This is a genomic window from Shewanella sp. MTB7 (assembly GCF_027571385.1).
Lineage (GTDB): Bacteria > Pseudomonadota > Gammaproteobacteria > Enterobacterales > Shewanellaceae > Shewanella.
Genome location: NZ_CP085636.1, coordinates 1,830,862 through 1,854,422, shown reverse-complemented (window position 1 = coordinate 1,854,422; position 23,561 = coordinate 1,830,862). Strand labels below are relative to the sequence as shown.

At 41.7% G+C, this 23,561-nt stretch carries 20 protein-coding genes; 10 read left to right on the top strand and 10 right to left on the bottom strand.

Annotated features, from left to right (window positions below):
• Positions 1-23: 23 nt before the first annotated feature.
• Positions 24-959 (bottom strand): bifunctional riboflavin kinase/FAD synthetase, encoded by a 936-nt coding sequence (ribF, locus tag HWQ47_RS07750; protein WP_269970589.1) that lies wholly within the window; start codon positions 957-959, stop codon positions 24-26.
• Positions 960-1,056: 97 nt separating this feature from the next.
• Positions 1,057-2,616, bottom strand: coding sequence for a murein biosynthesis integral membrane protein MurJ (gene murJ / locus HWQ47_RS07745; RefSeq protein WP_269970588.1), 1,560 nt, complete (start codon positions 2,614-2,616; stop codon positions 1,057-1,059).
• A gap of 245 nt (positions 2,617-2,861) precedes the next feature.
• Between murJ and rpsT the strand changes: the two genes are divergently transcribed.
• Positions 2,862-3,128 carry a 30S ribosomal protein S20 gene (rpsT, locus tag HWQ47_RS07740; protein ID WP_269970587.1) on the top strand — a complete coding sequence of 89 codons (267 nt, stop codon included), beginning with the start codon at positions 2,862-2,864 and terminating at the stop codon, positions 3,126-3,128.
• 188 nt (positions 3,129-3,316) lie between these two features.
• Here rpsT and HWQ47_RS07735 read toward each other — a convergent pair whose 3' ends face one another.
• Positions 3,317-3,631 (bottom strand): ArsR/SmtB family transcription factor, encoded by a 315-nt coding sequence (locus HWQ47_RS07735; RefSeq protein ID WP_269970586.1) that lies wholly within the window; start codon positions 3,629-3,631, stop codon positions 3,317-3,319.
• Positions 3,632-3,766: 135 nt separating this feature from the next.
• Here HWQ47_RS07735 and HWQ47_RS07730 point away from each other — a divergent pair, with 135 nt between their 5' ends.
• The 3 genes from HWQ47_RS07730 (at position 3,767) to HWQ47_RS07720 (ending at position 6,470) form a co-directional block, all read left to right on the top strand.
• Complete coding sequence (locus HWQ47_RS07730) at positions 3,767-5,167, top strand: M28 family metallopeptidase (protein WP_269970585.1); 1,401 nt, start codon at positions 3,767-3,769, stop codon at positions 5,165-5,167.
• Positions 5,168-5,648: 481 nt separating this feature from the next.
• Positions 5,649-5,990 (top strand): hypothetical protein, encoded by a 342-nt coding sequence (locus HWQ47_RS07725; RefSeq protein WP_269970584.1) that lies wholly within the window; start codon positions 5,649-5,651, stop codon positions 5,988-5,990.
• Between the two features lie 180 nt (positions 5,991-6,170).
• The gene (locus HWQ47_RS07720; RefSeq protein ID WP_269970583.1) at positions 6,171-6,470 is read left to right on the top strand and encodes a hypothetical protein; all 300 of its coding nucleotides are present in this window, start codon (positions 6,171-6,173) and stop codon (positions 6,468-6,470) included.
• A gap of 291 nt (positions 6,471-6,761) precedes the next feature.
• Here the strand turns inward: HWQ47_RS07720 and yaaA are convergent, their stop codons facing one another.
• Both yaaA and HWQ47_RS07710 read right to left on the bottom strand, forming a co-directional pair.
• Positions 6,762-7,535 (bottom strand): peroxide stress protein YaaA, encoded by a 774-nt coding sequence (yaaA, locus tag HWQ47_RS07715; protein WP_269970582.1) that lies wholly within the window; start codon positions 7,533-7,535, stop codon positions 6,762-6,764.
• Positions 7,536-7,653: 118 nt separating this feature from the next.
• On the bottom strand, positions 7,654-9,123 hold the full coding sequence (locus HWQ47_RS07710; RefSeq protein WP_269970581.1) for an alanine/glycine:cation symporter family protein: 1,470 nt from the start codon (positions 9,121-9,123) through the stop codon (positions 7,654-7,656).
• Between the two features lie 430 nt (positions 9,124-9,553).
• Here HWQ47_RS07710 and HWQ47_RS07705 point away from each other — a divergent pair, with 430 nt between their 5' ends.
• From HWQ47_RS07705 to HWQ47_RS07685, 5 genes are all read left to right on the top strand, one after another.
• A complete protein-coding gene (locus HWQ47_RS07705) occupies positions 9,554-11,920 on the top strand; it encodes a phosphoketolase family protein (RefSeq protein ID WP_269970580.1) in 2,367 nt (788 codons plus the stop codon).
• Between the two features lie 261 nt (positions 11,921-12,181).
• A complete protein-coding gene (locus tag HWQ47_RS07700) occupies positions 12,182-13,300 on the top strand; it encodes an OmpA family protein (protein WP_269970579.1) in 1,119 nt (372 codons plus the stop codon).
• A gap of 270 nt (positions 13,301-13,570) precedes the next feature.
• Positions 13,571-14,527, top strand: coding sequence for a transaldolase (tal, locus tag HWQ47_RS07695; protein WP_269970578.1), 957 nt, complete (start codon positions 13,571-13,573; stop codon positions 14,525-14,527).
• Positions 14,528-14,541: 14 nt separating this feature from the next.
• Positions 14,542-16,179 carry a glucose-6-phosphate isomerase gene (gene pgi, locus HWQ47_RS07690; protein WP_269970577.1) on the top strand — a complete coding sequence of 546 codons (1,638 nt, stop codon included), beginning with the start codon at positions 14,542-14,544 and terminating at the stop codon, positions 16,177-16,179.
• Between the two features lie 225 nt (positions 16,180-16,404).
• A complete protein-coding gene (locus HWQ47_RS07685) occupies positions 16,405-16,590 on the top strand; it encodes a DUF3545 family protein (protein ID WP_012323916.1) in 186 nt (61 codons plus the stop codon).
• Positions 16,591-16,742: 152 nt separating this feature from the next.
• Here HWQ47_RS07685 and HWQ47_RS07680 read toward each other — a convergent pair whose 3' ends face one another.
• The 3 genes from HWQ47_RS07680 to HWQ47_RS07670 form a co-directional block, all read right to left on the bottom strand.
• Positions 16,743-17,288, bottom strand: coding sequence for a hemerythrin domain-containing protein (locus tag HWQ47_RS07680; RefSeq protein WP_269970576.1), 546 nt, complete (start codon positions 17,286-17,288; stop codon positions 16,743-16,745).
• Between the two features lie 141 nt (positions 17,289-17,429).
• Positions 17,430-18,524, bottom strand: a complete 1,095-nt coding sequence (locus HWQ47_RS07675; RefSeq protein ID WP_269970575.1) for a response regulator transcription factor — start codon at positions 18,522-18,524, stop codon at positions 17,430-17,432.
• 123 nt (positions 18,525-18,647) lie between these two features.
• A complete protein-coding gene (locus HWQ47_RS07670) occupies positions 18,648-20,687 on the bottom strand; it encodes a hybrid sensor histidine kinase/response regulator (protein WP_269970574.1) in 2,040 nt (679 codons plus the stop codon).
• 141 nt (positions 20,688-20,828) lie between these two features.
• On the opposite strand from HWQ47_RS07670, the gene nfo reads away from it, so the two are divergent.
• Positions 20,829-21,722 (top strand): deoxyribonuclease IV, encoded by an 894-nt coding sequence (gene nfo, locus HWQ47_RS07665; protein ID WP_269970573.1) that lies wholly within the window; start codon positions 20,829-20,831, stop codon positions 21,720-21,722.
• On the opposite strand, the gene HWQ47_RS07660 is transcribed toward nfo, so the two are convergent.
• The gene (locus tag HWQ47_RS07660) at positions 21,714-21,950 is read right to left on the bottom strand and encodes a hypothetical protein (protein WP_269971692.1); all 237 of its coding nucleotides are present in this window, start codon (positions 21,948-21,950) and stop codon (positions 21,714-21,716) included. The two genes, nfo and HWQ47_RS07660, sit on opposite strands and share 9 nt — an antisense overlap.
• A gap of 330 nt (positions 21,951-22,280) precedes the next feature.
• Entirely contained in the window at positions 22,281-23,561 is a 1,281-nt protein-coding gene (gene thrC, locus HWQ47_RS07655) for a threonine synthase (RefSeq protein ID WP_269970572.1), read from the bottom strand.

Below are 23,561 nucleotides of genomic sequence, written 5' to 3'. Positions count from 1 at the left end.
CCATTCATGTTTGCTAAGAGATCTTAGCTTGCATCGCAGCCAAGCAGATCTTTGGCTTTGTTTGCATCATTGTTAATTTGTTTTTTCAACGCTTCCAGAGACTGGAAAGGCTGTTCATCTCGAATTTTTGCTACTAATTCAACCTCAATATTGCGTCCATACAGATCACCATCAAAGTCGAAAATGTGTACTTCTAATTGGCACTTTTGCCCATTAACCGTTGGCCTGAAACCGACGTTGGCAACACCATCATAAACGTCACTGTTATCCCAATACAACCTTACCGCAAATACGCCTCTCACAGGGCTCACTTGACGCTTCAAAGCGATATTGGCAGTAGGGAAGCCGATAGTACGCCCAATCTCCTCACCATGAGCAACCCGACCACTCAAAGTAAAGGGATGACCCAATAGTCGCCTTGCCTGTTCCATCTTCCCCTTAGCGAGCAACTCTCTAATCTCTGTAGAGCTCACTCGTTTATCACCAAGGAGGAAACTTTGGGTACTAACAACGGCAAACTGGTGTTTTTCCCCTGAGGATCTGAGCATATCAAAATTGCCCATTCTCTCCTTGCCGAAACAGAAATCGTCTCCGACAACCAAGTATTTAACCCCAAGGGCTTTCACCAACAATTTCTCAATAAAATCTTCTGCAGACATCTCGGCAAACTTAGCATTAAAATTAATACACACTAAGCGGTCTATTCCGAGCTCTTCAAGCAAAACGATCTTATCCCGCAAGGTACTGAGTCTAGCCGGCGCACTATCTCCCCTAAACATCTCTTGTGGTTGAGGTTCAAAGGTCATCAAAGTCGCTGGCACGTTTAGCTGTCTAGCCTTTTTTACAAGCTTTGAGATAACTTCAGCATGCCCACGGTGTACACCATCAAAATTGCCGATGGTGAGAACACAGCCGTGATGTGCTGGTAAAATATTGTTTATACCGCGGATTAGTTCCATTGCATTACATAACTAGCGAGCCTAAGTGGGCGGATTATATACCAGCTGACATTGATTATCAGCAATGATCTTACTTGGTATTGTCTCTAACTGATATTTACAGACCCGTTTTAATTTTCCAGGGGCGAATTCCCAGTACAATCATACTGACCAAATAACTCCCAACGCCTGCACCAATCAAGGCTAAAAGTGTTAAGGCTCGCTGTGTGAACACTTGTTGCAACCAAATATCTTGACTAGGTAAAAGTTGAATTAAAACGGTGACCATCACTATACAAGATAGCATCGCTTTACCAAAAAAGAGTCCAGTTTGTTTACTAACGGTGTAAACCTTAGCTTTATGCAAGCCTCGATATAATAATGCAGCATTTAATAATGCCGATATAGATGTCGCTATTGCTAACCCCACATAACCGAATGGAATAGCAAAAATGATATTTAATACCATATTACTGACCATCGCAATAATCCCGTAACGTACAGGTGTTTTAGTGTCCTGCCTTGAATAATATCCGGGAGCGAGTACTTTAATCAGCATAAAACTCAACAAGCCACTTCCATAAGCCATCAAGCTATATGACGCCATATCGACATCATTAGCAGTAAAAGCACCACGCATAAACAGCACCATTAACATAGGCTTAGCTAGTAGAATTAGACCACACATGGCTGGCATACCCAGTAATAGAATCGCTTTTACTCCCCAATCCATGGTCTTTGCAAACCCATTGCCCTCATCATTGACATGTTTTTTAGATAATGCGGGTAAGATCACTGTGGCTATAGCAATACCAAACAAACCCAAGGGAAATTCTAATAATCGATCTGAGTAGTACAGCCAACTGATCGAGCCTGTCATCAGATAACTGGCAATAATGGTGTCAAATAGAAGATTGATTTGTGACACCGAAACCCCAAAAATGGCGGGGAGCATCAAGGTTCTAATTTTAACCACACCAGGGTGATGCCAACCCCAAGATGGCTTAACTAACGCCTTCTCTTTATAAAGAAACGGAAGTTGAAATAAAAATTGAATCAAACCACCAACAAAAACCCCAATGGCCAGACCTAGTTCAGGTTTTTCCAGTTCCGGCGATAAAAAGAGTGCGGCACAGATGATAGCGATGTTTAAAAACACCGGTGTAAATGCAGAAACAGCGAATCGACCTCGAGTATTGAGAATAGAGCCAGCCATTGCTGTAAAAGTGATAAACCACAGATAAGGGAAAGTGATCTTTAACAAAAGAGAGGCGAGTTCAAACTTTTCACCGCCTGGTTCACCATTGAGCCAAGCAACAAACCAGCCATTGGCAAACAGAGCCATGATTAACGGTGAGCCGATGACCCCAACTAAAGTAACAATACTCACCAAAACACCTAAGGTGCCAGTGACCTTTGAAATCAGCTCCCTGACCTCTTCCTCAGTATTTTTTTGTTGGTACTCAGTAAAGACGGGAATGAAAGCCTGAGCAAAAGCGCCTTCTGCAAATAAACGTCTTAAAAAATTGGGGATTTTATTTGCTAAAATAAATACATCGGCCCCACTGCTGGCGCCCATAAGATTAGCAATAACCACATCCCTTACTAACCCCATGACACGAGAGACTAAGGTCATGGCACTCACGATGATGCCTGACTTAACTAATTTTTTACTCAAAATATGCCCTGAATTGTGCTTAGAACCTTAGAAGAGTAGTCTCAAAAATATGATTTTCCCCTATCACCTTCTAGCTATTACTGTTAGAATCGCGCTCCATATTACACGAGTTAGGTTGAAGATAGCCAAGCAGGTTGAATTTTTTCTCTTTAAGATAAAGATTCAACTATTGTCATTGACAAAGTGACAATAGTGAGGCATATTCCCGACCTTTAAAATATCTAACCCTATTTAGGAGTTGCACCTTGGCTAATAGCAAGTCTGCAAAGAAGCGCGCGCTTCAATCTGAGAAGCGTCGTCAGCATAACGCTAGCCGTAGCTCAATGTTACGTACTTACGTTAAAAAAGTAATTGCTGCAATCACTGCAGGTGATCACGCTGCAGCTACTGCTGCTTTCGCTGTAGCACAACCAATTGTTGACCGTATGGCGACTAAAGGTCTTATTCACAAGAATAAGGCTGCTCGTTATAAGTCACGCTTAAATGCTAAAATCAAAGCACTTGCTGCTTAATTTTTAACTTTAAAGCAAATTCTAAAAACCGGCCTTGGTCGGTTTTTTTATGCCTATCGTTCCATGATACATCAAAATTAAGACAAAAAAATAGAGAGGCAAGCCTCTCCATCAGTCATCCATTGTGCCACTCTTATCCAGTCATAAATCAGTCGCTAGTAAAAAACTAACAACTGGTCTTAGCTTTATTAAGCAACTGTCTTTAATTTACTACAATAGATGTTATCAAGTAATTTAATGATTTCTGCAACTTCATGGCTCTTTAACGAATAGTAAACCGTCTGAGCTTCCTTGCGAGTTTCAACTAAATTATCTTTTCTTAACCAGGCTAAATGTTGTGATAAAGCAGACTGACTTAGACCCAGCTTCTTGTTCATCTCACCAACACACATCTCCCCTTCACTCAGTAGATAACACAGAATAAAAAGGCGACGCTCATTAGCTAAGGCTTTCAACATTACAACGGCGTGATCAGCACGTTGCTGCATTAATTCAATACTCATTAAAATCTAATTCTCCTAAAACAATCCCCGCCACTAATATAGCCTTGCCTTACAGATATAGTCGGGACATAAAGCACACTTTTTGCTAGATTGTTTTCCAAAATGGGACATAAGTAATAAAAACAAAGGAAACTTATGAAAAACTACCAACACATCTTACTCATGACTTGTCTTTCAGGTTCACTTTTAGCCTGTCAACAAATACCACCACCTTCCGAAAACCTTCAAGTTTCTAAACAATTACAACAAGACGCACTCTCCTCCCCCTTGGCCTATGACTTGGTTGAATCCCTAACCGTAGAGGTTGGTCCTAGATTGTCCGGTAGCGAGAAAGATCTCATTGCGGTTCAATGGGCTGAAAACAAATTAAATCAATTAGGTTTTGATAACGTTTACAAAGAGCCAGTAAAAGTGCCGGTATGGGATCGAGGTAGTGCCGAAGCCACTGTGGTAACCCCTTATCCTCAAAGCTTAGTCATTACCGCTTTAGGAGGCAGTGTTGCAACGCCCCTTGAAGGAATTACCGCCCCGATTGTACGCTTTGACACATTAACTGCACTAAAGGCTGCACCAGCAGGCTCATTAGAGGGGAAAATAGCTTTTATCGATCATAAGACTGAGCGTCACACGACAGGAAAGGGTTATGGTAAAACCGTAGGTGGCCGTTCACGGGGCGCGGTGACTGCAGCATCTAAAGGCGCTCTAGCTATCGTTATTCGCTCCATCGGCACAGATCACGACAGAATGGCCCACACTGGTGCGATGCGCTATCAAGATGATGTGCCACGAATTCCTGCAGCAGCATTATCCTCACCCGATGCTGATCAGCTAAATTTGATGCTAAAACGAGATGACAATGTTGTTTTAAAAATTAAAATGTCACCACAAAGCCATGGATACGCCACCTCTTACAATGTGATTGCCGAAGTCACAGGTTCAAGCAAGCCAGATGAGATCGTACTTATCGGCGCACATCTTGACTCATGGGATGAAGGCACTGGTGCATTAGATGATGGCGCAGGGGTTGGCATTGTGATTGCTGCGGGAAAATTGATCCAAGACTTGCCTCAAAAACCAGCCAGAACCATACGAGTCGTACTCTACGCAGCCGAAGAGCTAGGACTTATTGGTGGTAAAGCTTACGCTAAAGCTCATCAAGATGAACTGGCTATGCACTATATTGCCGCAGAGTCTGATTTCGGTGCAGGTCGAATCTATCAAATCGATTACCGCGTCGCTGAACAAGCTTTTAAGGATGTATTAACACTTAGTGCTCCTATGACAGCGAATGGCGTCGCGATGGGCACCAATACCGCATCTGGTGGCCCAGATGTCTCCATGCTGCCCAAACAAGGCGTACCAGTAGCATCATTAAGGCAAGATGGCCGTGATTACTTTGACTATCACCACACACCCAATGACACGCTGGATAAAATAGATCCTGCAGCGCTACAACAAAACGTCGCCGCCTATGCCCAGTTTGCCTATCTAATGGCTCAATCAGAAATTGATTTACGACCTTTGGCTACTAAGTAGATTTTACTAAATAGCTGTTTAGCGATCAGCTTTATTTTTGCCTCATCAATTTAGCCACCGTTTATCTATAATGGTGGCTTTTTTCGCTTCGAATGAAGCTTGATTACATTTTTCTTAGTCTGAGTTTCTGACTTAGTTGGCATTTGAAGGTTCCCTTTAAAACGAACCTTCATTGCTATCTATCACCTGCAGTGAGCTCATGTGTAGACACTTCTGCGAGACGCTGTAAAACCATCCCTGGCCGCTTTACGATTTCATCCCTGAAACCGAAACTCGCAGCCGCATCTACACCTAGGTTATCTACCTCTTCGATTTAGCTTTCTAGCAGTACATATCGTAACTAGTCACACCCACGTCGTACTCAATTTTCATCAGCAGAATAATAGTAAATTGGTTAGTTTAAATTTTATTTATGTTGTTATCTAGTACGTTAGAATAAACTCTAAAGTACTATAGCAGTTAGCTATCTCAAGGAAATTACGTGCCAGTTGAAAAGTGGATTCTTGATCTAGATTATATGCATAATTTAGTGCAAGACATTAAAGCAAGTAACTCAGCAACATTTATTTATGATGGCATCAAATATGCTCTGCAATTCTATGACATCATAAACTTTGAATATAAGTATGAGAACTCATACATCAGAGCAAGAATGACTAAAAATGAACAAGCTTTTACTAATACATCAGAAATCTATTACCCTCCTTTACAATTTACAAACGTTGGGCGGGTTAATGAAAAAGGTGACCCATTTTTATATCTAAGCCTCTCACTTGATATTGCATTAGCAGAAATAGGGGCAAAAGAAGGGGATGTTGTTTAAGTCAGTGGATTCCGCTCAACAGATAAGCCATTGCGTGTAGAAATTATCGGAGAAAAATATAAGGCTTCAATGGGGAGCGGCACTTTTATTTCTGACTAGCATGCCAAAGTTCTTGCTAATGTAGTAAACAAGCTGCTGGTAGAAGATAGAAAAAAAGCATGGGCATATTTGTACCCAGATATGTTTTTTGATGAAATTATTACCGATCCGGTAGCCTCTCGTTTTGATTACATACATTCCCGAACACTGACAAAGCTACTGTTTGAAAAACACCCATCTCTTGATGCATTAATGTACCACAGTATTGCGAGCTATGGTGGGATGAATATTGCTCTTCCATATAAAAAAGCTGATGAACTATTGGCTCTAGATTACACCTCATTAGTTAAAGTTAATAAGGCATTCTCTTACGGTATTTATGATGTAGACGTATTGAAAACCCCAAAAAATATTCAGCATGATGGGAAAATAATTTGGTAATTCTAGCTCGAAGAAATTAGCAATTGGGTGTGAACACGGCTGTGACCTTCCGTGACAAGGATGTCACGGCAGAGCCCACAGGGATTGTGCTTGCGGCGAGTCATAGAAGTGCTTGCACATTCAGGTCGTTCATTCACATCCGTGTGATCACGACATTCGTATATCCATATACAGCACCGCTGCAGGCTATAGGTTAACATTGAAATTTTGGCACCTAGCAAACTTAATAAGTACCAAACCGGCCCAATGAACCCAATCTAAAAAGATACTTATAACTTGTTATCAGACAAGTTACTGTTCTTCGCGTTTAAACACTGGTGAAGCAGGCGTTGATTCGGCTTCGCAGTAATAGTATCCGGCAGCATCAAACTTGGTTAAGCCTGCTAGGGTTTTAATATCATTATCAAGAATGTATCTCACCATCATGCCTCTAGCACGTTTAGCGAAAAAGCTAATCACCTTGTATTGACCATTTTTGCGGTCTTTAAATACTGGAGTGATAATAGTGCCGTTAACCAACTTAGGCTTTACCGCTTTAAAATACTCATTTGACGCTAAGTTCACCACCATATCATCACCCTGCGCCTCGAGGGCAAGATTAACTTCGTCGGTGATCACATCACCCCAGAACTGATACAGGTTAGTGCCATTGGCATTAGCTAGACGTGTTCCCATCTCTAAACGATAGGGTTGCATCAAGTCTAACGGCCTTAACAAGCCATATAAGCCTGATAAGATGCGCAAGTGAGTTTGTGCTCGGCTTAGGCTTGCTGTTGATAAGCTATCGGCATCTAAGCCGGTATAGACATCACCACGAAAGGCATAAACTGCTTGCTTAGCATTATCAGTGGTAAATGTTGGGTTCCAGCTCTCGAAACGCGCGGCATTTAATCCAGCAATTTTATCGCTGACTTTCATTAAAGAGGCGATATCAGTCGGCGTCAGTTTGCGACACTCATTGATCAACTGTTCACTGTATTGGGTTAACTTAGGGAGAGTGTATTCAGTTGTCGCCGCTTCATTTTTATAATCTAAGGTCTTTGCTGGTGAAACTAAAACTAACATTCTTCATCCTTAAGGTTTATTGACTGGTAAACATGATACTTTTCAAATCGAAAAAAAACCACGCTATTACACGTGGTTTTTTAGATTGTGCTAATTCATTTAGCCAAACCTAGACCGATTAAGCCTTTGTTTGCTTACTCTGTTTATCACTCTGGGCAGTTTGTTGATTTTTATTCACCCAGATCCCGCCCTCTAAATTATCGATTTCAGGAAACAAACTACTATCAAAAGTCGGTGTAAGCCCTAATTTCAGTTGACGTTCATAATCCTTAATAACAGCGTAAGCCACTTTAGACAGCATCACGATGGCCGCGATATTAACCAAGGCCATTAATCCCATCGTCAAATCAGCGAAATTCCATACCATACTCAGTGATGCCACAGAGCCCGCCATCACCATTGCCAGTACTAGAGCACGAAAAATATATAATACTTTCTTATTCTTACTAAGAAATATCACATTGGTTTCAGCGTAGCTATAGTTAGCTATAATAGAGGAGAAGCAGAACAAGATAATTGCAAATGCCAAGAAGTAAGCAGACCAACTCCCCAGTTCATTGGTTAAGGCTAACTGTAACAAGCCAATACCTTGCTGCTCACCTGGATTATCCAGTACACCCGACAGCAAAATGATTGCCGCAGAAGCACTACAGATAACGATGGTATCAACAAAGACACCAATCATCTGTACAAAACCTTGGGATGCCGGATGATTAGGGTTTGGTGTAGCAGAAGCGGCAATATTAGCTGCACTGCCCATACCCGCCTCATTTGAGAACAAACCACGCGCAATACCCGCCATCATCGCGCCCATGGCACCGCCAGCAGCCTCTTCCCATCCCATTGCACTCTTAAAAATCAAAGATAGCGCAGCGGGAACTTGCTCAATGTTCGTCACCAAAACAACCAGGGCGATCCCTAAATATGCAACCGCCATAACAGGAACGATGAGTTCTGATGCCTTAGCGACCTTTTTAAGCCCACCACATATGATGTAAGCAGAGGCAAGTACGATCATGACACCAATAAGCGTTTTGTCGAAACCAAATGCATTATTTAATGCATCCGTCATGGTATTGGCTTGTACTGAGTTGAACGCAAAGCCAAAAGCACTGATAAGCAATATCGAGAAAACAGTGCCCATCCAACGCTTACCTAGACCACGTTCCATATAATATGCTGGACCACCTCGGAACTGACCGTCGCTGTCTTTGACTTTATAAACTTGCGCTAAGGTAGACTCAATAAATGCGGTTGCCATACCCAACATGGCAATTAGCCACATCCAGAAAATAGCCCCTGCACCACCAACAGTGATAGCCACGGCTACACCTGCCATGTTTCCTGTTCCAACTCGCGCAGCCATCGAAGTACAGAAAACCTGGAATGAAGAGATGCCATCAACTTTTTCACGGCCTTGAAGCACCAGTTTTACACCGTGTCCGAACAAACGGAATTGGATAAAACCTAAACGGAGTGTAAAAAGAATCCCTGCAGCAACTAACACATAAATAAGCACACTGCCCCAGAGCAAGCCATTAATAGCATTGATCCCAGACTCTATAGACGTTATTAAATTTTCAAACATAAGCTAATTTTTATCCCTATGACAAATACAGACTAAATTATTTTTCTCTTCCGTATTTGACTTGTTTAATTTTCCTTCCAATTTTGATCAAAGAATACCGGTAAATTATCTATTAGAATTTTCCTTACGTAACCTAACTCAGCCACGCTTACCGAATTCACAGTCACAAAATAGCATACCATTAAAAATACCTCGCGTGACCAGCCTCACATTTAACCACTTGCATAACAGCTAAGTCACAGCCATTTACACTCAACATTACTTTTCACAACTGATAAAACAAAGGGTTCACCACCATTTCAGTAACATTTTACAAATTTGATAACTTTATCAAAACAAGATATAGAACACGTTTTTGTAATAAAATTACAAATATAGTATTTCCCATAAGGTTTGATTAACTTTTTGCTTACTAAAAATGGGGTCATTTATGTCACATCAGCAAGAGATCAGCGCATTAAAGAAATTTGTCCGAGCCACTAACTTTTTAGCCACATCACAAATTTATCTCAAACAAAACGTACTGCATAAGCGTTCACTTCTGCACTCAGATATCAAGCCCAGATTACTTGGCCATTGGGGAACATGTCCCGGTATCAATTTTGTTTATGCTAACGTCAACCGACTTATTGTTAAAAACCAACGTTCGTTCGTCTATCTTGTTGGCCCAGGCCACGGTTTCCCGGCAGTGCAGGCTAACCTATTTATGGAGGGCTCTCTCAGTCACTTCTACCCAGAAAACATTCCCTACAATGAAACTGGTATTGAAGATATCTGTAAAAAATTCTCTGCGGCTTATGGCTACCCTTCTCATGCAAACCCTGAAGCACCGGGCCAAATTTTAGAGGGCGGTGAACTGGGCTATTCACTTTCTGTTGCCTGGGGAGCGGTATTAGATAACCCAGATCTAATAGCAGCGTGTTTAATCGGTGATGGAGAGTCAGAAACAGGCCCATTAGCCGCATCTTGGTATGCTAACCGCTTAGTCGATCCCGCAACCAACGGTGCGGTTCTTCCCATCGTTCACATCAATGGCTATAAAATTTCTGGTCCAACTCGCATGGGCCGTATGAGCCACGAAGAGTTAGATCTTGAATTTAGAGGACTGGGTTACCAACCATTCATCGTCGATGATGAACTGGATGAAGATGTCTATGTGCAGATGGTTAACGCCATGGACACCGCTTATGAGATGATCACAGATATTCAGATCCGAGCACGCAATGGTGAAGATGTAGTTAAACCACGCTGGCCTGTTATTTTGATGCGGACCGCCAAAGGCTGGACTGGTACAGCTGAATATAATGGTAAGAAGTTAGCGGGGAATTGTGAGTCTCATCAAGTTATCGTCAACAAATGTGCAAGCGATAAAGGCCACCTAGATGCGCTTGACACTTGGCTTGCCAGTTACAAGTTTAATGAACTCTACTCAATCAATGAACAAGGCGAGTTAATTTTCGATGCAGAGATCCAATCATTAATCCCACCAAGTGAACTCTGTTGTGGTCAACAGCACTTAAGTTATGGTGGTGAAGTCGTTCGCCCCTTGATTAAACCTGATCTTGAAAAGCTTGCATACGGACCAGAAACGCCAAAAGGACAGCGTGGTCTCTCTATGTTCAAGATGGGCGAGTGGATGCGTGATGCATTCAAACTTAACCGCGAACAACGCAATTTACGTATATTCAGCCCAGATGAAACCTATTCAAACCAGCTTCAAGCAGTATTTGAAGAGACTGACCGAGCATGGCAGTGGCCTATCGAAGAGTGGGATCAAGATATGGCGCGCGACGGACGCGTCATAGAACTGCTATCAGAAAACTTGCTCTTTGGTATGATGCATGGTTATACAGTTACCGGTCGTCACGCCATGTTCCCCACTTATGAGTCATTCTCACAAGTGGTATCTTCTATGGCAGATCAATACTGCAAATATGTATATGCAAGTCAAGGGGTTCATTTCCGTAAACCCGTACCAGCCTGTAACGTTGTACTATCTTCACTACTTGAGCGACAAGATCACAATGGTTACTCACATCAGAACCCATCTTTCTTAGGGGCGATGCTGGAAAAACACCCAAAGATCATCTCGGCTTATCTACCTGCTGATGGCAACAGTACACTCGTCTATACCGAGCGCGCTTTTGATGACAGAGACAAGTTAAATATTCTGGTGGCAGGCAAAAAAGATCTTCCTCAATGGTTAACACTTGATGAAGCACGCCAACAAGCTAAAGATGGCGTCATGGTGTGGGATTTTGCATCGGATGAAAACCCTGATGTGGTACTAGTCGGTTGTGGTGATTATGTCACCCAGGAGGCGATGGCATCTCTGGTACTGATCCGCGAGTTGCTTCCACGAGTGCGTATCCGTTTTGTCAGTGTAACCGAGCTAACCAGCAGTGGCCTTGGTAGTGTAGATTTCCAAAGTAAGCCCTGGTTAATGGATGAGATTTTTACCACTGATAAAGGGGTGATATTTAACTATCACGGCTACCCAAATACCATTAAGAAATTGGTCTTTGACTATAAAGGTAACCGCAGATTCAGAATCAAGGGCTATGAAGAGGAAGGCTCTACGACTACACCATTCGATATGGGAGTACGAAATGGCACATCTCGTTATCACTTAGTCATTGATATGGCGTACAAGCTATTCCAACAGGGTGTCATTGATGAAACTCAACATGTTTCTTTAACCACTGACATGCTTCAACGCTTAGTCGATCATAGAAATTACATCAAAGCCAACGGTGTCGACCCTATAAGCTTAGAAAACTGGGTCTGGAATCGCTAAAAAGGGCTTTATTAAACAAAATTAATTTATAAGGTGTATCCCCACTGGATACACCTTTTCACACAAAAAACCATTCAAAACAACCAACGAACCACACAAAGCAACCAATAAATCACAATCAAGTTGGAAATTATTCACAATTCAATGGATAATAGTGACACCAGCGACAAAAACAAAGGATTCCCCTCCCAAAGGGCTGGTTCTGCATCATCAATCGATAGGCAGTCATGGGGATGTATTAATAATAAAAGGATTTGGAAAATGATGAACAATACATTAAAAGCAGTTCTGCTAACTTCTATGCTTCCATTTGCAGCCAATGCGGCACAAGAACTAACGCCGTGGTACGTTGGTGGTGGTATAGGTGTTAATAATTATGAACCAAACTGTGACATGAAAACCATGAAAGTATGTGGTAAAGATGATCCTTATGCTTGGGACGTATTTGGTGGTTACCTATTTAATGACTATTTTGGTGTTGAGTTAGGTTACCGCGATCTTGGTCGCGCTGAGTGGACAGATTACGCCAATAAGTTAAACGATGTAGGCGCTAAAGGTATGACCTTAGGTCTGGTTGGTTTTTTACCCTTATCACAACGTTGGGGCCTTTCGGCTGAAGCGGGCGCGATGAACTACCTACTGTCAAACAACAAACAGTGGGGCACTGAATATTACAGTGATAGTGGCGTAGCCCCCTACTTCGGTGTTGGAGTTGACTATAACATCACTGAAAGCTTAAAAATGCAGCTTAAATATCGCCGCTATGAGAATTTAGAGGATGACAAGTGGAACACCCTCGACATGGAAAGCAACTATTGGGGCTTAGCGCTTAGCTACCGATTTGGTACTGCAACTCCAGCAGCTGTTGCTGCCGCTCCTTTGGTTGTCGCCCCTCTCGATTCAGACAATGATGGTGTTATTGACAACCTTGATAAATGTGGCAATACCCCGTCAACCCACCAAATCGATAACTATGGATGTAGTCTCAGCCTTTATATCGAAACGACTGAGCAACATGAAGTTGGATCAATTTTATTCGCTAACAACTCTTCTGTAGTTAAAGCTGAATCATATGAAAAAATTGAAAAACTAGCGACTTACATGAATAACAATCCAAAATCAACCGTACTGATTTTAGGGCACTCATCAGATGTAGGGCAAGCTGCCTACAATATGATGTTATCCGACAAGCGTGCTAACGCTGTTGCGAACATTTTGGTGGAAAAATATGGGATCAACCAAGATAGAGTGTCAGCAAAAGGACAAGGGATAACGCAGCCAATTATTGAAGGTAATAGCCCCGAAGCAAACAAAGCTAACCGTCGTATAGAAGCCTACATAACAGACTTAAAGAGTGAATCTGTTCTTATGCTTAAGTAAGATGTAACTCGCTTGTAATACAGAGAAATCGCTGCCCACTGGCAGCGATTTTTTTATCTGTAATGATAGCAAACGACAGGCTATACTCTTCGATACTCAATTTAAGCGAGTATTTTCAAGCAATCTTACCCTTTAAAAACCTTTTTACTGATATTTTACAACTTTTCTGTAATTTTTTTTCATTTATGGTTGGATTTATCATCAAGATCGCTTTTAATACCTGCTGCAAATCACAAACCTTAAGCTGCTTCTTAAGAAGGATGTTATTTTATGGCTAATACACTAGAGCAATTCAAATCAATCACAACCATCGTCGCTGATACCGGTGACATTGAGGCCATCAAGCGTTATCAACCAGAAGATGCCACAACCAACCCATCATTAATTTTAAAAGCAGCCCAGATCCCGGACTATGCTCACCTCATCGAAAATGCAATTGAATGGGCCAAAACACAGAGCGATCTCATTGAACAACAAGTTGGAGATGCCGGTGATAAATTGGCCGTCAATATCGGTGTTGAGATCTTAAAAATCGTTCCAGGCCGTATCTCTACTGAAGTTGATGCTCGCCTTTCATTCGATAAAGCTGGCTCTATCACTAAAGCGCATAAACTTATTCAACTTTATCAAGACGCCGGCATTGACAAGTCTCGTATTCTTATCAAGTTAGCATCAACGTGGGAAGGTATCTGCGCAGCTAAAGAGCTAGAGTTAGAAGGCATTAACTGTAACCTAACGTTACTGTTTAGTTTTGCTCAAGCACGTGCCTGTGCCGAAGCTGGCGTTTTCCTTATCTCACCTTTTGTTGGCCGTATTCTTGACTGGTACAAGAAAGATACCGGACTCGATTACTCAGCCTCTGAAGATCCAGGTGTTGTATCTGTTACAGAGATCTATAACTACTATAAACATCATGGCTTTAAAACCGTGGTAATGGGTGCAAGTTTCAGAAACACAGGTGAGATCATCGAACTTGCTGGTTGTGACCGTTTAACAATTGGCCCAGCCCTTCTTGAAGAGATGGCTAACTCACAAACGCAAGTTGTACGTAAACTTATTCCGGCAGAAACGACAGTGGAAGCGGGTGAGCCACTGACTGAATCACAATTCCGTTGGGCGTTTAATGAAGATCCTATGGCTGTTGAAAAACTTGCCGAAGGTATTCGCAACTTTGCTATTGACCAAGGAAAGCTTGAAGTCATGCTTAAAGAGAAATTAGCCTCTTAAGAAGGAGTAAAGAGATGACCAAACTGACCCAGAGTAACACTTGGAAAGCACTTCAAACTCATACTCAAGCACTGCCTCATATGAGAAACTTGTTCGAAGATGATGCTCAGCGTTTTAACAAGATGTCGACTTCGGCCTGTGGTCTATTTTTAGATTACTCAAAAAATAGAGCAACACAAGAAACACTCTCTTTGTTGCTTAAGCTTGCCGATGAAACCCAGCTCGTGTCGAAAATAAAAGCCATGTTTAATGGTGACGTTATCAACACGACAGAAAATCGAGCTGTACTGCACATTGCTCTTCGCGCTAAACCTGAGCAACCAATACGGCTTGATGGTGTCAATATTGTACAAGAGGTACATGAGACTCAGCAGCAGATGGCCAACTTCGTTGAAGCTGTCAGTTCTGGAGCTTGGAAAGGCTACACAGGTAAAGCTATCACCGATGTGGTAAGCATTGGCATTGGAGGCTCCTTTTTAGGGCCTAAAATAGTTTCTCAGGCTCTTAGACCTTACTGGACAGATAAAATAAACTGTCATTTCGTCGCCAATGTTGATGCCAGCGCAATAACAGAGAAGCTTAAGCTACTGGATGCCGAAACGACCTTGTTCATCATGTCTTCCAAATCGTTTGGTACTCAGGAGACACTGACCAATGCATTAAGCGCTAAAGATTGGTTCTTAAAGCAAGGTGGAGAGCAGAAGGATGTCGCACAACATTTTGTCGCTGTCACTTCTAATGTCACCAAAGCCACCGAATTTGGTATCGATGCCAGTAACATCTTTCCTATGTGGGACTGGGTCGGAGGTCGCTACTCTCTTTGGTCAACAATTGGGTTACCGATTGCTCTATTGATAGGTATGGATAATTTCCGAGCTCTTTTACAAGGTGCCAATGAGATGGACCAGCATTTTTTACATGCGCCACTCGCTGAAAACATGCCTGTTCTTATGGGCTTGCTTTCATTGCTTTACGGAAACTTCCACGATGCTCAATCACATGTAGTGTTAACTTATGATCACTATTTAAGAGGCTTACCCGCTTACTTCCAACAACTCGATATGGAAAGTAATGGTAAATCTGTCACCTTAGATGGAACTGATGTGGACTATAGTACAGGACCAGTAATATGGGGTGGAGAAGGGACTAATGGGCAACATGCTTACCACCAACTGCTACATCAAGGTACTGCATTGATCCCAGCTGATTTCATCATGCCGCTTAATAGCCATAATCCACTCGGTGAACACCATATTCAACTAGCTTCTAATTGCTTCGGCCAAACCCAGGCATTGATGCAGGGCCGAAACTATGATGAGGCAATGGAAGAGCTTTCAAACAGCGAGCTAACTGCCGATGAGCAAGACTTAATCGCCAAACATAAAGTGATGCCCGGTAATAAACCTAGCAATACCATTTTGATGGATATGTTAACCCCATCGACCTTAGGGGCCCTAATCGCACTCTATGAGCATAGAACTTTCGTTCAAGGTGCTATCTGGGATATCAACTCCTTTGATCAATGGGGAGTCGAACTAGGCAAAAACTTAGGCAATGATGTTCTGGAGAGACTCAGTGCAGAGGTTAATGCAACAGAATTAGACAGCTCAAGCAATGGGCTAATCAACATGTTTAGACAAGGTAATATTTAACTTTGTAGCTTAAAGAGCAAAAAGCCAGTTTTCACTGGCTTTTTCTTTTACTCCAGTCTAGAGCAGCATATCCTTTTATTTTCTTTATACTTACCTCTGCCTTTACCCTTCAAGCAATATCAAATCACCACACTTAATTAACACAAATGAAACATTTCTCTTGCGCACTATTTTAAAAGTGTGGTATTTATTTATTGGACATAATAACAACAACAGGAGGTTGCCATGAATCGACTAGATTATGGTAGTGCGCTAGATGCAGTCGTAGAAAGGCCGAGTCGCTCAAGAAGCTCCAACAAGAAACGTAAGTGGCGTGAAATTGAAGCCCTGAAAGAGAAGCATCGCTTACTTAAAGAGTTGCAGGATATCGACAAAAGTTTCGAATGCGAGTTAGATAACCTCCTGATGTAAAGTGTAAACACAAAAAAGAGCGCCTTAAGCGCTCTTTTTTGTGTCTGGCCATAAATGTTCCATACATTTTATGCCATTTTCTCCCTCCATGGAGGTCAAGGAGAAGAATTTATGCTGTTCTCAACTCTTAAACAGGCTGTTAATTAATTTATCTAATTGGTTTCAGACAAATTAATATACTCCCTTAACTCTTCAAATAGCGTGTTATCGTTACCATTAAACAGAGGATCATCAACCAACTTAAGGTAGCACTCCTGCCCAATCTCTTTCCAATCCTCCTCATCAGTCATCTTAGACCATAGTGGAAAGATGATGCTGTTCTCATATGCCATATGCCCCTCCTGCTCCGTAACATATGACTTAAGATCCATGACTAACTGCTCTTTGGGAACGACTACATCACTTAAGATTAGGTTTAAACTGGTCATTAAAGACGCTGAAAGCGCTATCATCTTTTGATGCTCTCTGAGCAATTTATCATTACCCACTTCAGAAGAGTACTTCGTCATGTAATACTGATTAATAATATCCTCTAAAGGATGGTGACTATGCTCAGCGTAACTTTGCATGTACTCAACAATATCTCTAATAAGATTATAGTTAACAGCTTCACCAAGTTCTAACCGTCCGTATTTCACCTTCAGAATGTTGAGCAAAATTGCGATATGCTTATGATCATTGTTTAGTCTTGCAAGCATAGTGATCTCCATATTCTGAACACCTTATATATAAAACAAGAGTAAATGGATTAAAGAATAACCAATGTAACAAAGACTCATATTATATTGACCTGACCAAGATCAATTAAAAGAGAGATAATCTACTTCCTATGACCCACACTAGGAGACGCTCGACTCAACCACATTTTTAACCATTTTAAGCGATCCTTGTAGACGATAAAAAGCATCTCCTGCGGAACTCGCTTCTTTCAAATTCCTTTCTATTAAAGATGCAAAATAATCCTCTTGCTCTTCCGTCATATCCAATAAATGAAAACTGCTACGAATTTCTGTGGTAACCCCGGTCAATGCAGCACTGAACTTATTATCATGTTCTACAATCGCTCCAGAGATATTACCTAAAAGATTTTGGATCTCTTTAAATACATGTTCCAAAGTTTTCTGACGACCAATATCCAGAATACGCGCCTCTAATCCTTCAACAATAACCGCAATCACATCCCTTAATCGGCCATATAGCACTTCATCATCCATCGGCATATTTTTAATGAGAAATGAGACATGATTATCATTACATATGGTTCGGCAACCGAAGTCATATAAGCGACCATGCTTATCCAATAGTTCCAAAATATTCGCTTCAATTGGGCTAACATCAGCCTGATTAGGAGCAAAATAGTGCACCTCATCATCGCGGATCTCTAAGCAGGTACTGAGATTGAGTTGTTGCATCAACTCAAAAAAAGCATCAGCTAAACTTTGATAATCATTGCAGAGGAAACACTGCCTAAAAAATTGCAATACAGCGCCGTATTGCGATGATTCAGTCATTGACTGAAACGCCATATTTCTTGACATCGATTCCGCTTGAACTAAAGATTGCTTTTTAGCTTGATATGAAGCAACTGCCTGTACCTTTGCCTGCAACTCTTTTAGTTCAAAAGGCTTAGCAATAAAGTCCACGGCACTGACTTCATAAGCCCTCAACCTCTCTTCAAGGGTATTCATACCTGAGACAAATATGACTGCGACATCTTTTCCTGAATTCATCAACTCTTGGCATAACTCAATACCACTCACGTCAGGTAAATTGATGTCCATAAGAATAAGAGCTGGAGTTTTCAGTTTTAACGCCACGCGATATGAATTAGCATCATTAAAAAGTGAAACCTGATACTCATCACTGAGCACCTCTGATATCAACTCACAATAATCCAGATCATCATCAACTACCCAAACCAATATTTGCTCCATAATCTTCTATCTCCTTAATAAACGCTAACAACATATAATCAACTGGTAGCTATAATTCCATTTAATTCAGTAATAAATACCATTTTAACCAATATGCGTTTAGGAAAATGGCCTCAAACTCACCTAAACACTATCAGAGGAAAATTGGATACCTATCTGCTGCAGTGAACTTACCAAGCCCCCTAGATCAAAAGGTTTATGCAATACTCGATAAGGCATATCTTCATTTTTATTAATACCGATATCACCGATAAACCCAGATATCAGTAACACAGGAAGCTCTGTATTCGCCGACAGTTCTTTAGCCAACTCATAACCATTAATCCCACCTGGCATCAACACATCGGTAATCAGTAACTCTATTCCCCCTAAACCATCACCGTACTTTTTTCTTACCTCTAAGGGATCGGTACAAGATTCGACCTCCATGCCCAAAAGCTCACAATAGTCAGTCAACACATCCAATAGCTCAACTTCATCATCAACAATTAAGACTTTGAGCTTCTTAGCAACAACTGGCATTTGTATACGTTCATCGCTTTTTGTCTCTTCAACTACGGTCAGCTTAGTCACAGGAAACCAGAGACGAAACTCAGTACCCTGTTTGTCAGAGTTAATCACACTCATATAGCCTTTAGAGCGTTTTACGAAACCATAAACCATAGAGAGGCCTAAACCCGTCCCTTTGCTCTTATCTTTTGTTGTAAAAAAAGGTTCAAATATCTTTTCCAAAAGGTGAGGCGCAATACCGCAACCTGAATCAAGCACCGACACCGTCACGTATTGACCATCTTCCACTTGTGGGCTACCCGTTATTCCTGGCAGTAAACCACTTAAATAGGTGGCATCTGTTTTAATTAAGATGTCTCCCTCGCCCCCCATTGCGTCTTTAGCATTGAGCACCAAATTCAATAACGCATCCTCAAGATCACCTCGATCGACGTAGATATCGGCAACTCCAGCCTTAATCTCAGTTTTTAGTGTTATCTGCGTCGTGAGGGATTTCCCTAACAACTCTTCCATGCCACCAATAACATCATTAACTTGGCAATGATGAGCACTGAATTGCTCCTGTCTTGAAAACTGCAGTAACCGTCGGGTCAGATCAGTCCCTCTTTGGCAGGCTTTAAATGCATTATTGAGATAACGTAATGATTTTTCCTCAGAGGTTTTTAATTCTAAAAGCTCCAAATTTCCCTTCAAGACACCAAGAATATTATTAAAATCGTGAGCAATTCCTCCCACCAACTGCCCCATAGCTTGCATCTTTTGCGTTCTCGCCATGATGTGTTGAATCTGTTTCTGTTCAGTAATATCTCTACCCACTAGCGCAAATAAGCTACCATGCCCACTCGTCTCTTCAAGTGCGACCAAATGCATGTGAAGTAGCGCTTCCTCTTTAGCTGCCGTAATGCAGATAAGCTCACCATCAAACTCAGTACGACAATTAATGGCCTGTAACAGGCTACTTCCCTCAAACTCTGTTTGCCCCGGTTCAAATAACAGGGTGATTGGCTTACCAATTAACTGACTTCTGGGATAATGGCTAACACTGGTAGCAGCAGCATTCGCATACACGATGCTAGGAACCCCAAAAGGGGAACGGCTTGCCACCAGAATAAGATCTTCACTATTACTGACAATGGATTGAAACATCTCGCTATCAACAGTTGAAACCACTCTGCTGCTAATGCTTTCCTGCCAGCCTCCTGATTGCTGTGCTAGCATTCCCATAATAATGTCAGACAAAGTCTCATTTGAAGCAAGAATAAATGACAACCACTCTTCACTTGCTGAGTGGAAAAATATTTGAATATTCCCCCTTTTTGCTGGCCAAATTACGAATGACTTCCAGCGGTGAACTGTCGGTTCCTGATCAAGGAAAGGCCAGTCTTTGGCCTCTTTCCATAGGGTTAAGTACCGAACAGAATCACGACACCAACAAGTCGTACAGGCAGGCATATCTTCTGACTCAAAAGAGTCTTTATGGAGTATCAATACTGCTTGTGATTGACTAAGCTCAGCCAAGACTCGGCAAAGGGGAAGCAACACGTCCTCTCCATTGATAAAGCCCACCTGTAATTTACCCAGTTCAGCGAGAAGTCGAGGCCAGATGGGGTTAAAGTCTGTTTGAGAGAATTCTGTAAACACTGTAGAGTCCATTCCAATTACCCTTTTTCTAGCTCATGCTCATTATTAACTTTTTCAATCTGTTATTAGCATAGTTAAGGCTTAGTATTTAGCGACTTTATTGCATATAAAGATGGTAACTATTTGCTCATAGCTGTGTAAGGATATTTTTAAATGAATTCAAACCGATGGGTTGGTGCTCATGTCAGTGCCTCTGGTGGTATCGCCAATGCCCCCATTAATGCAAACAAAATAGGGGCGAATGCATTCGCTTTTTTCACCAAGAACCAAAGAAGATGGCAGGCAGCCCCACTATGCTGCGAACAGATCTCGGCATTTAAACATAACTGCGAGCAAGCCAATATCTTAATAGAGGCTATCTTGCCCCATGATAGCTACCTGATAAACCTTGGACACCCAGATAGGGAGCTGCTTGAAAAATCCAGAGAGGCTTTTTTCGATGAGATGGATCGTTGTGAGCAAATGGGCTTAACACTACTTAACTTCCATCCAGGGAGCCACTTGAGGAAAATAGAGATTGATGAATGTCTTACCAGAATAAGCCAATCGATAAATATGGCTTTAGAGCGCACGAGTAATATCACCGCAGTAATTGAGAATACCGCAGGGCAAGGGTCAAACTTAGGTCATAGCTTTGAGCAACTGGCTCAGATAATCGATAAAGTGGAAGATAAATCCCGAGTTGGGATCTGCATTGACACTTGTCATATGTTTGCAGCTGGATATGACATCAGTACATATCAAGCCTGTGAAGAGAGTTTTGCACTGTTTGACAAAATTGTTAGCTATCAATACCTCAAAGCCATGCACCTCAATGACAGTAAAACGCCATTAAACAGTCGAGTCGATCGGCATCAATCTTTAGGTTTGGGCCATATTGGTAGAGAGGGCTTTAAATTTATAATGAATCATCCCGCAACTGAAAATATTCCATTGGTATTGGAAACCATTAATTCAGATATTTGGGTTGATGAGATAAACTGGCTACGCAGTTTAGATAGAAAAAATAAACCCATTAGCCAGTCTCAGTTGCAAACTCTATCGTAGGCATTTGTATATCACTGCAACCACCTTGGTTGGCTCACCATGGTCAGTTTGTAACCAAACAATATGTGTACCGCCCAGTTCTTCGCCATGAATAGTGGCGTCGAGCTTAGCATCGCTTAACGCTTTATCTCCTCTACCTATGCCAGTCACCATGGCAAAACTGTCACAGTGGGTGACTTCAAAATCATAAGCTTCATTAATCCTGTGATACAACTCAGGTTCATCCATTGAAGAACAAGCAGTAAGTGAAAGTGAAATAAGTATTGTAGTAAAAAATCGATACACAGTTTGGAAACCTATCTGAAAAACTGCGAGGGAAGATATATAAATTAAGAACAACCATTTGCGATGAACATCACAGTAATCACCCCCAAAAGGATACGTGTTGATACACAAGTGAATTAGATAACCTTTTGTAAGCCAACTCATTAAAATCAAACTTCAGATGCAAATCCAACAACAAATACCATCAAACTTCATCATTGGCATTTACAAAGGTAATAATGAGTAAACAATAAAAAAAGAGGGCAAGCCCTCCCCTTTAAAAATGTGAAAAAACTAGAGTACTTTAAACAGATGCGTTTTTAATTGGTCAAAGTCTGCCGCTAATGTCACTGACAAGATATCCTTCTGCTCTACGACTGCAAGCTCAGCTGGCAAAGGCAATTCAATGGCTAGCTCTCTGTCGACAACATCCTTGAATTTAGCTGGATGTGCTGTACCTAGAAATATTCCTTTCCCTTCATCTGATAAAGCTAGCTTCAATGCTTGCGCCGCGATCGCAGCATGTGGCTCAGACAAATAACCTTGACTGTAAAGTGACTTCAACGCATCTGACGTATCCTCTTCCGATAAGGCGACACCAGTTATCTCAGACAGAGACCATCCCATCTTCTCAATAATAGCTTCAACTCTAGGCCAATTACTCGGCTCAGCCACATCCATTGCATTTGACATTGTCGCGACCGTTGCATGTGGAAGCCAATCTCCCTCATCTAAATAGCGAGGCACGGTATCATTACTGTTGGTTGCGGCTATAAAACGCGCAACTGGCAATCCCATTGCTTTAGCAAATAAACCCGCGGTGAGATTACCAAAATTACCACTGGGAACTGCAATCACAGGATCTTGGTTATGTTGAGCTTTAAACTGAGCAACCGCCTCAAAGTAATAACAGATTTGTGCCAGCAAACGGCTAATATTTATTGAATTAGCAGAATTAAGGTGCAAACCGTCACGTACATCACTGTCTTCAAATGCTCGTTTAACCAGATCTTGGCAGGCATCAAAATCCGACTCAACTGACACTGTATGAATATTGTCACCTAAGGTGGTGAACATCTTTTCCTGTAAGACGCTGATCTTCCCTTTCGGATAAAGCACGACAACCTGAATATTATCCAGTCCAAAAAAAGCATCTGCGACAGCAGCACCAGTGTCACCTGAAGTTGCTGTTAAAATATTGATTTTATCGCCTCCCGCTAACTCATTAAGGCATTGCGCCATAAAGCGGGCGCCAAAGTCCTTAAACGCTAAAGTCGGGCCATGAAAAAGCTCCAGACAGTATCGGCTCTCATCAGCCTTGACTAATTTAAGATCAAAATTAAAGGCATTTTCAACCAAAGAGTCTACCGTCTCTTGACCTATTTCTGATGCAAGCCAAGCACCGAGTACCTTTTTACTGCGTTCAACAAATGGCAGGGCCAACAGAGCATCCATATCCTTTAATACGGGGATCGCCTTCGGAAAAAATAAACCTCTGTCTTTACCTAGCCCGAGTTTTAATGCTTCAGTAAAGCTGACCACTTGAGAGGGGTGTTTTAAATTATACAGTTCCAT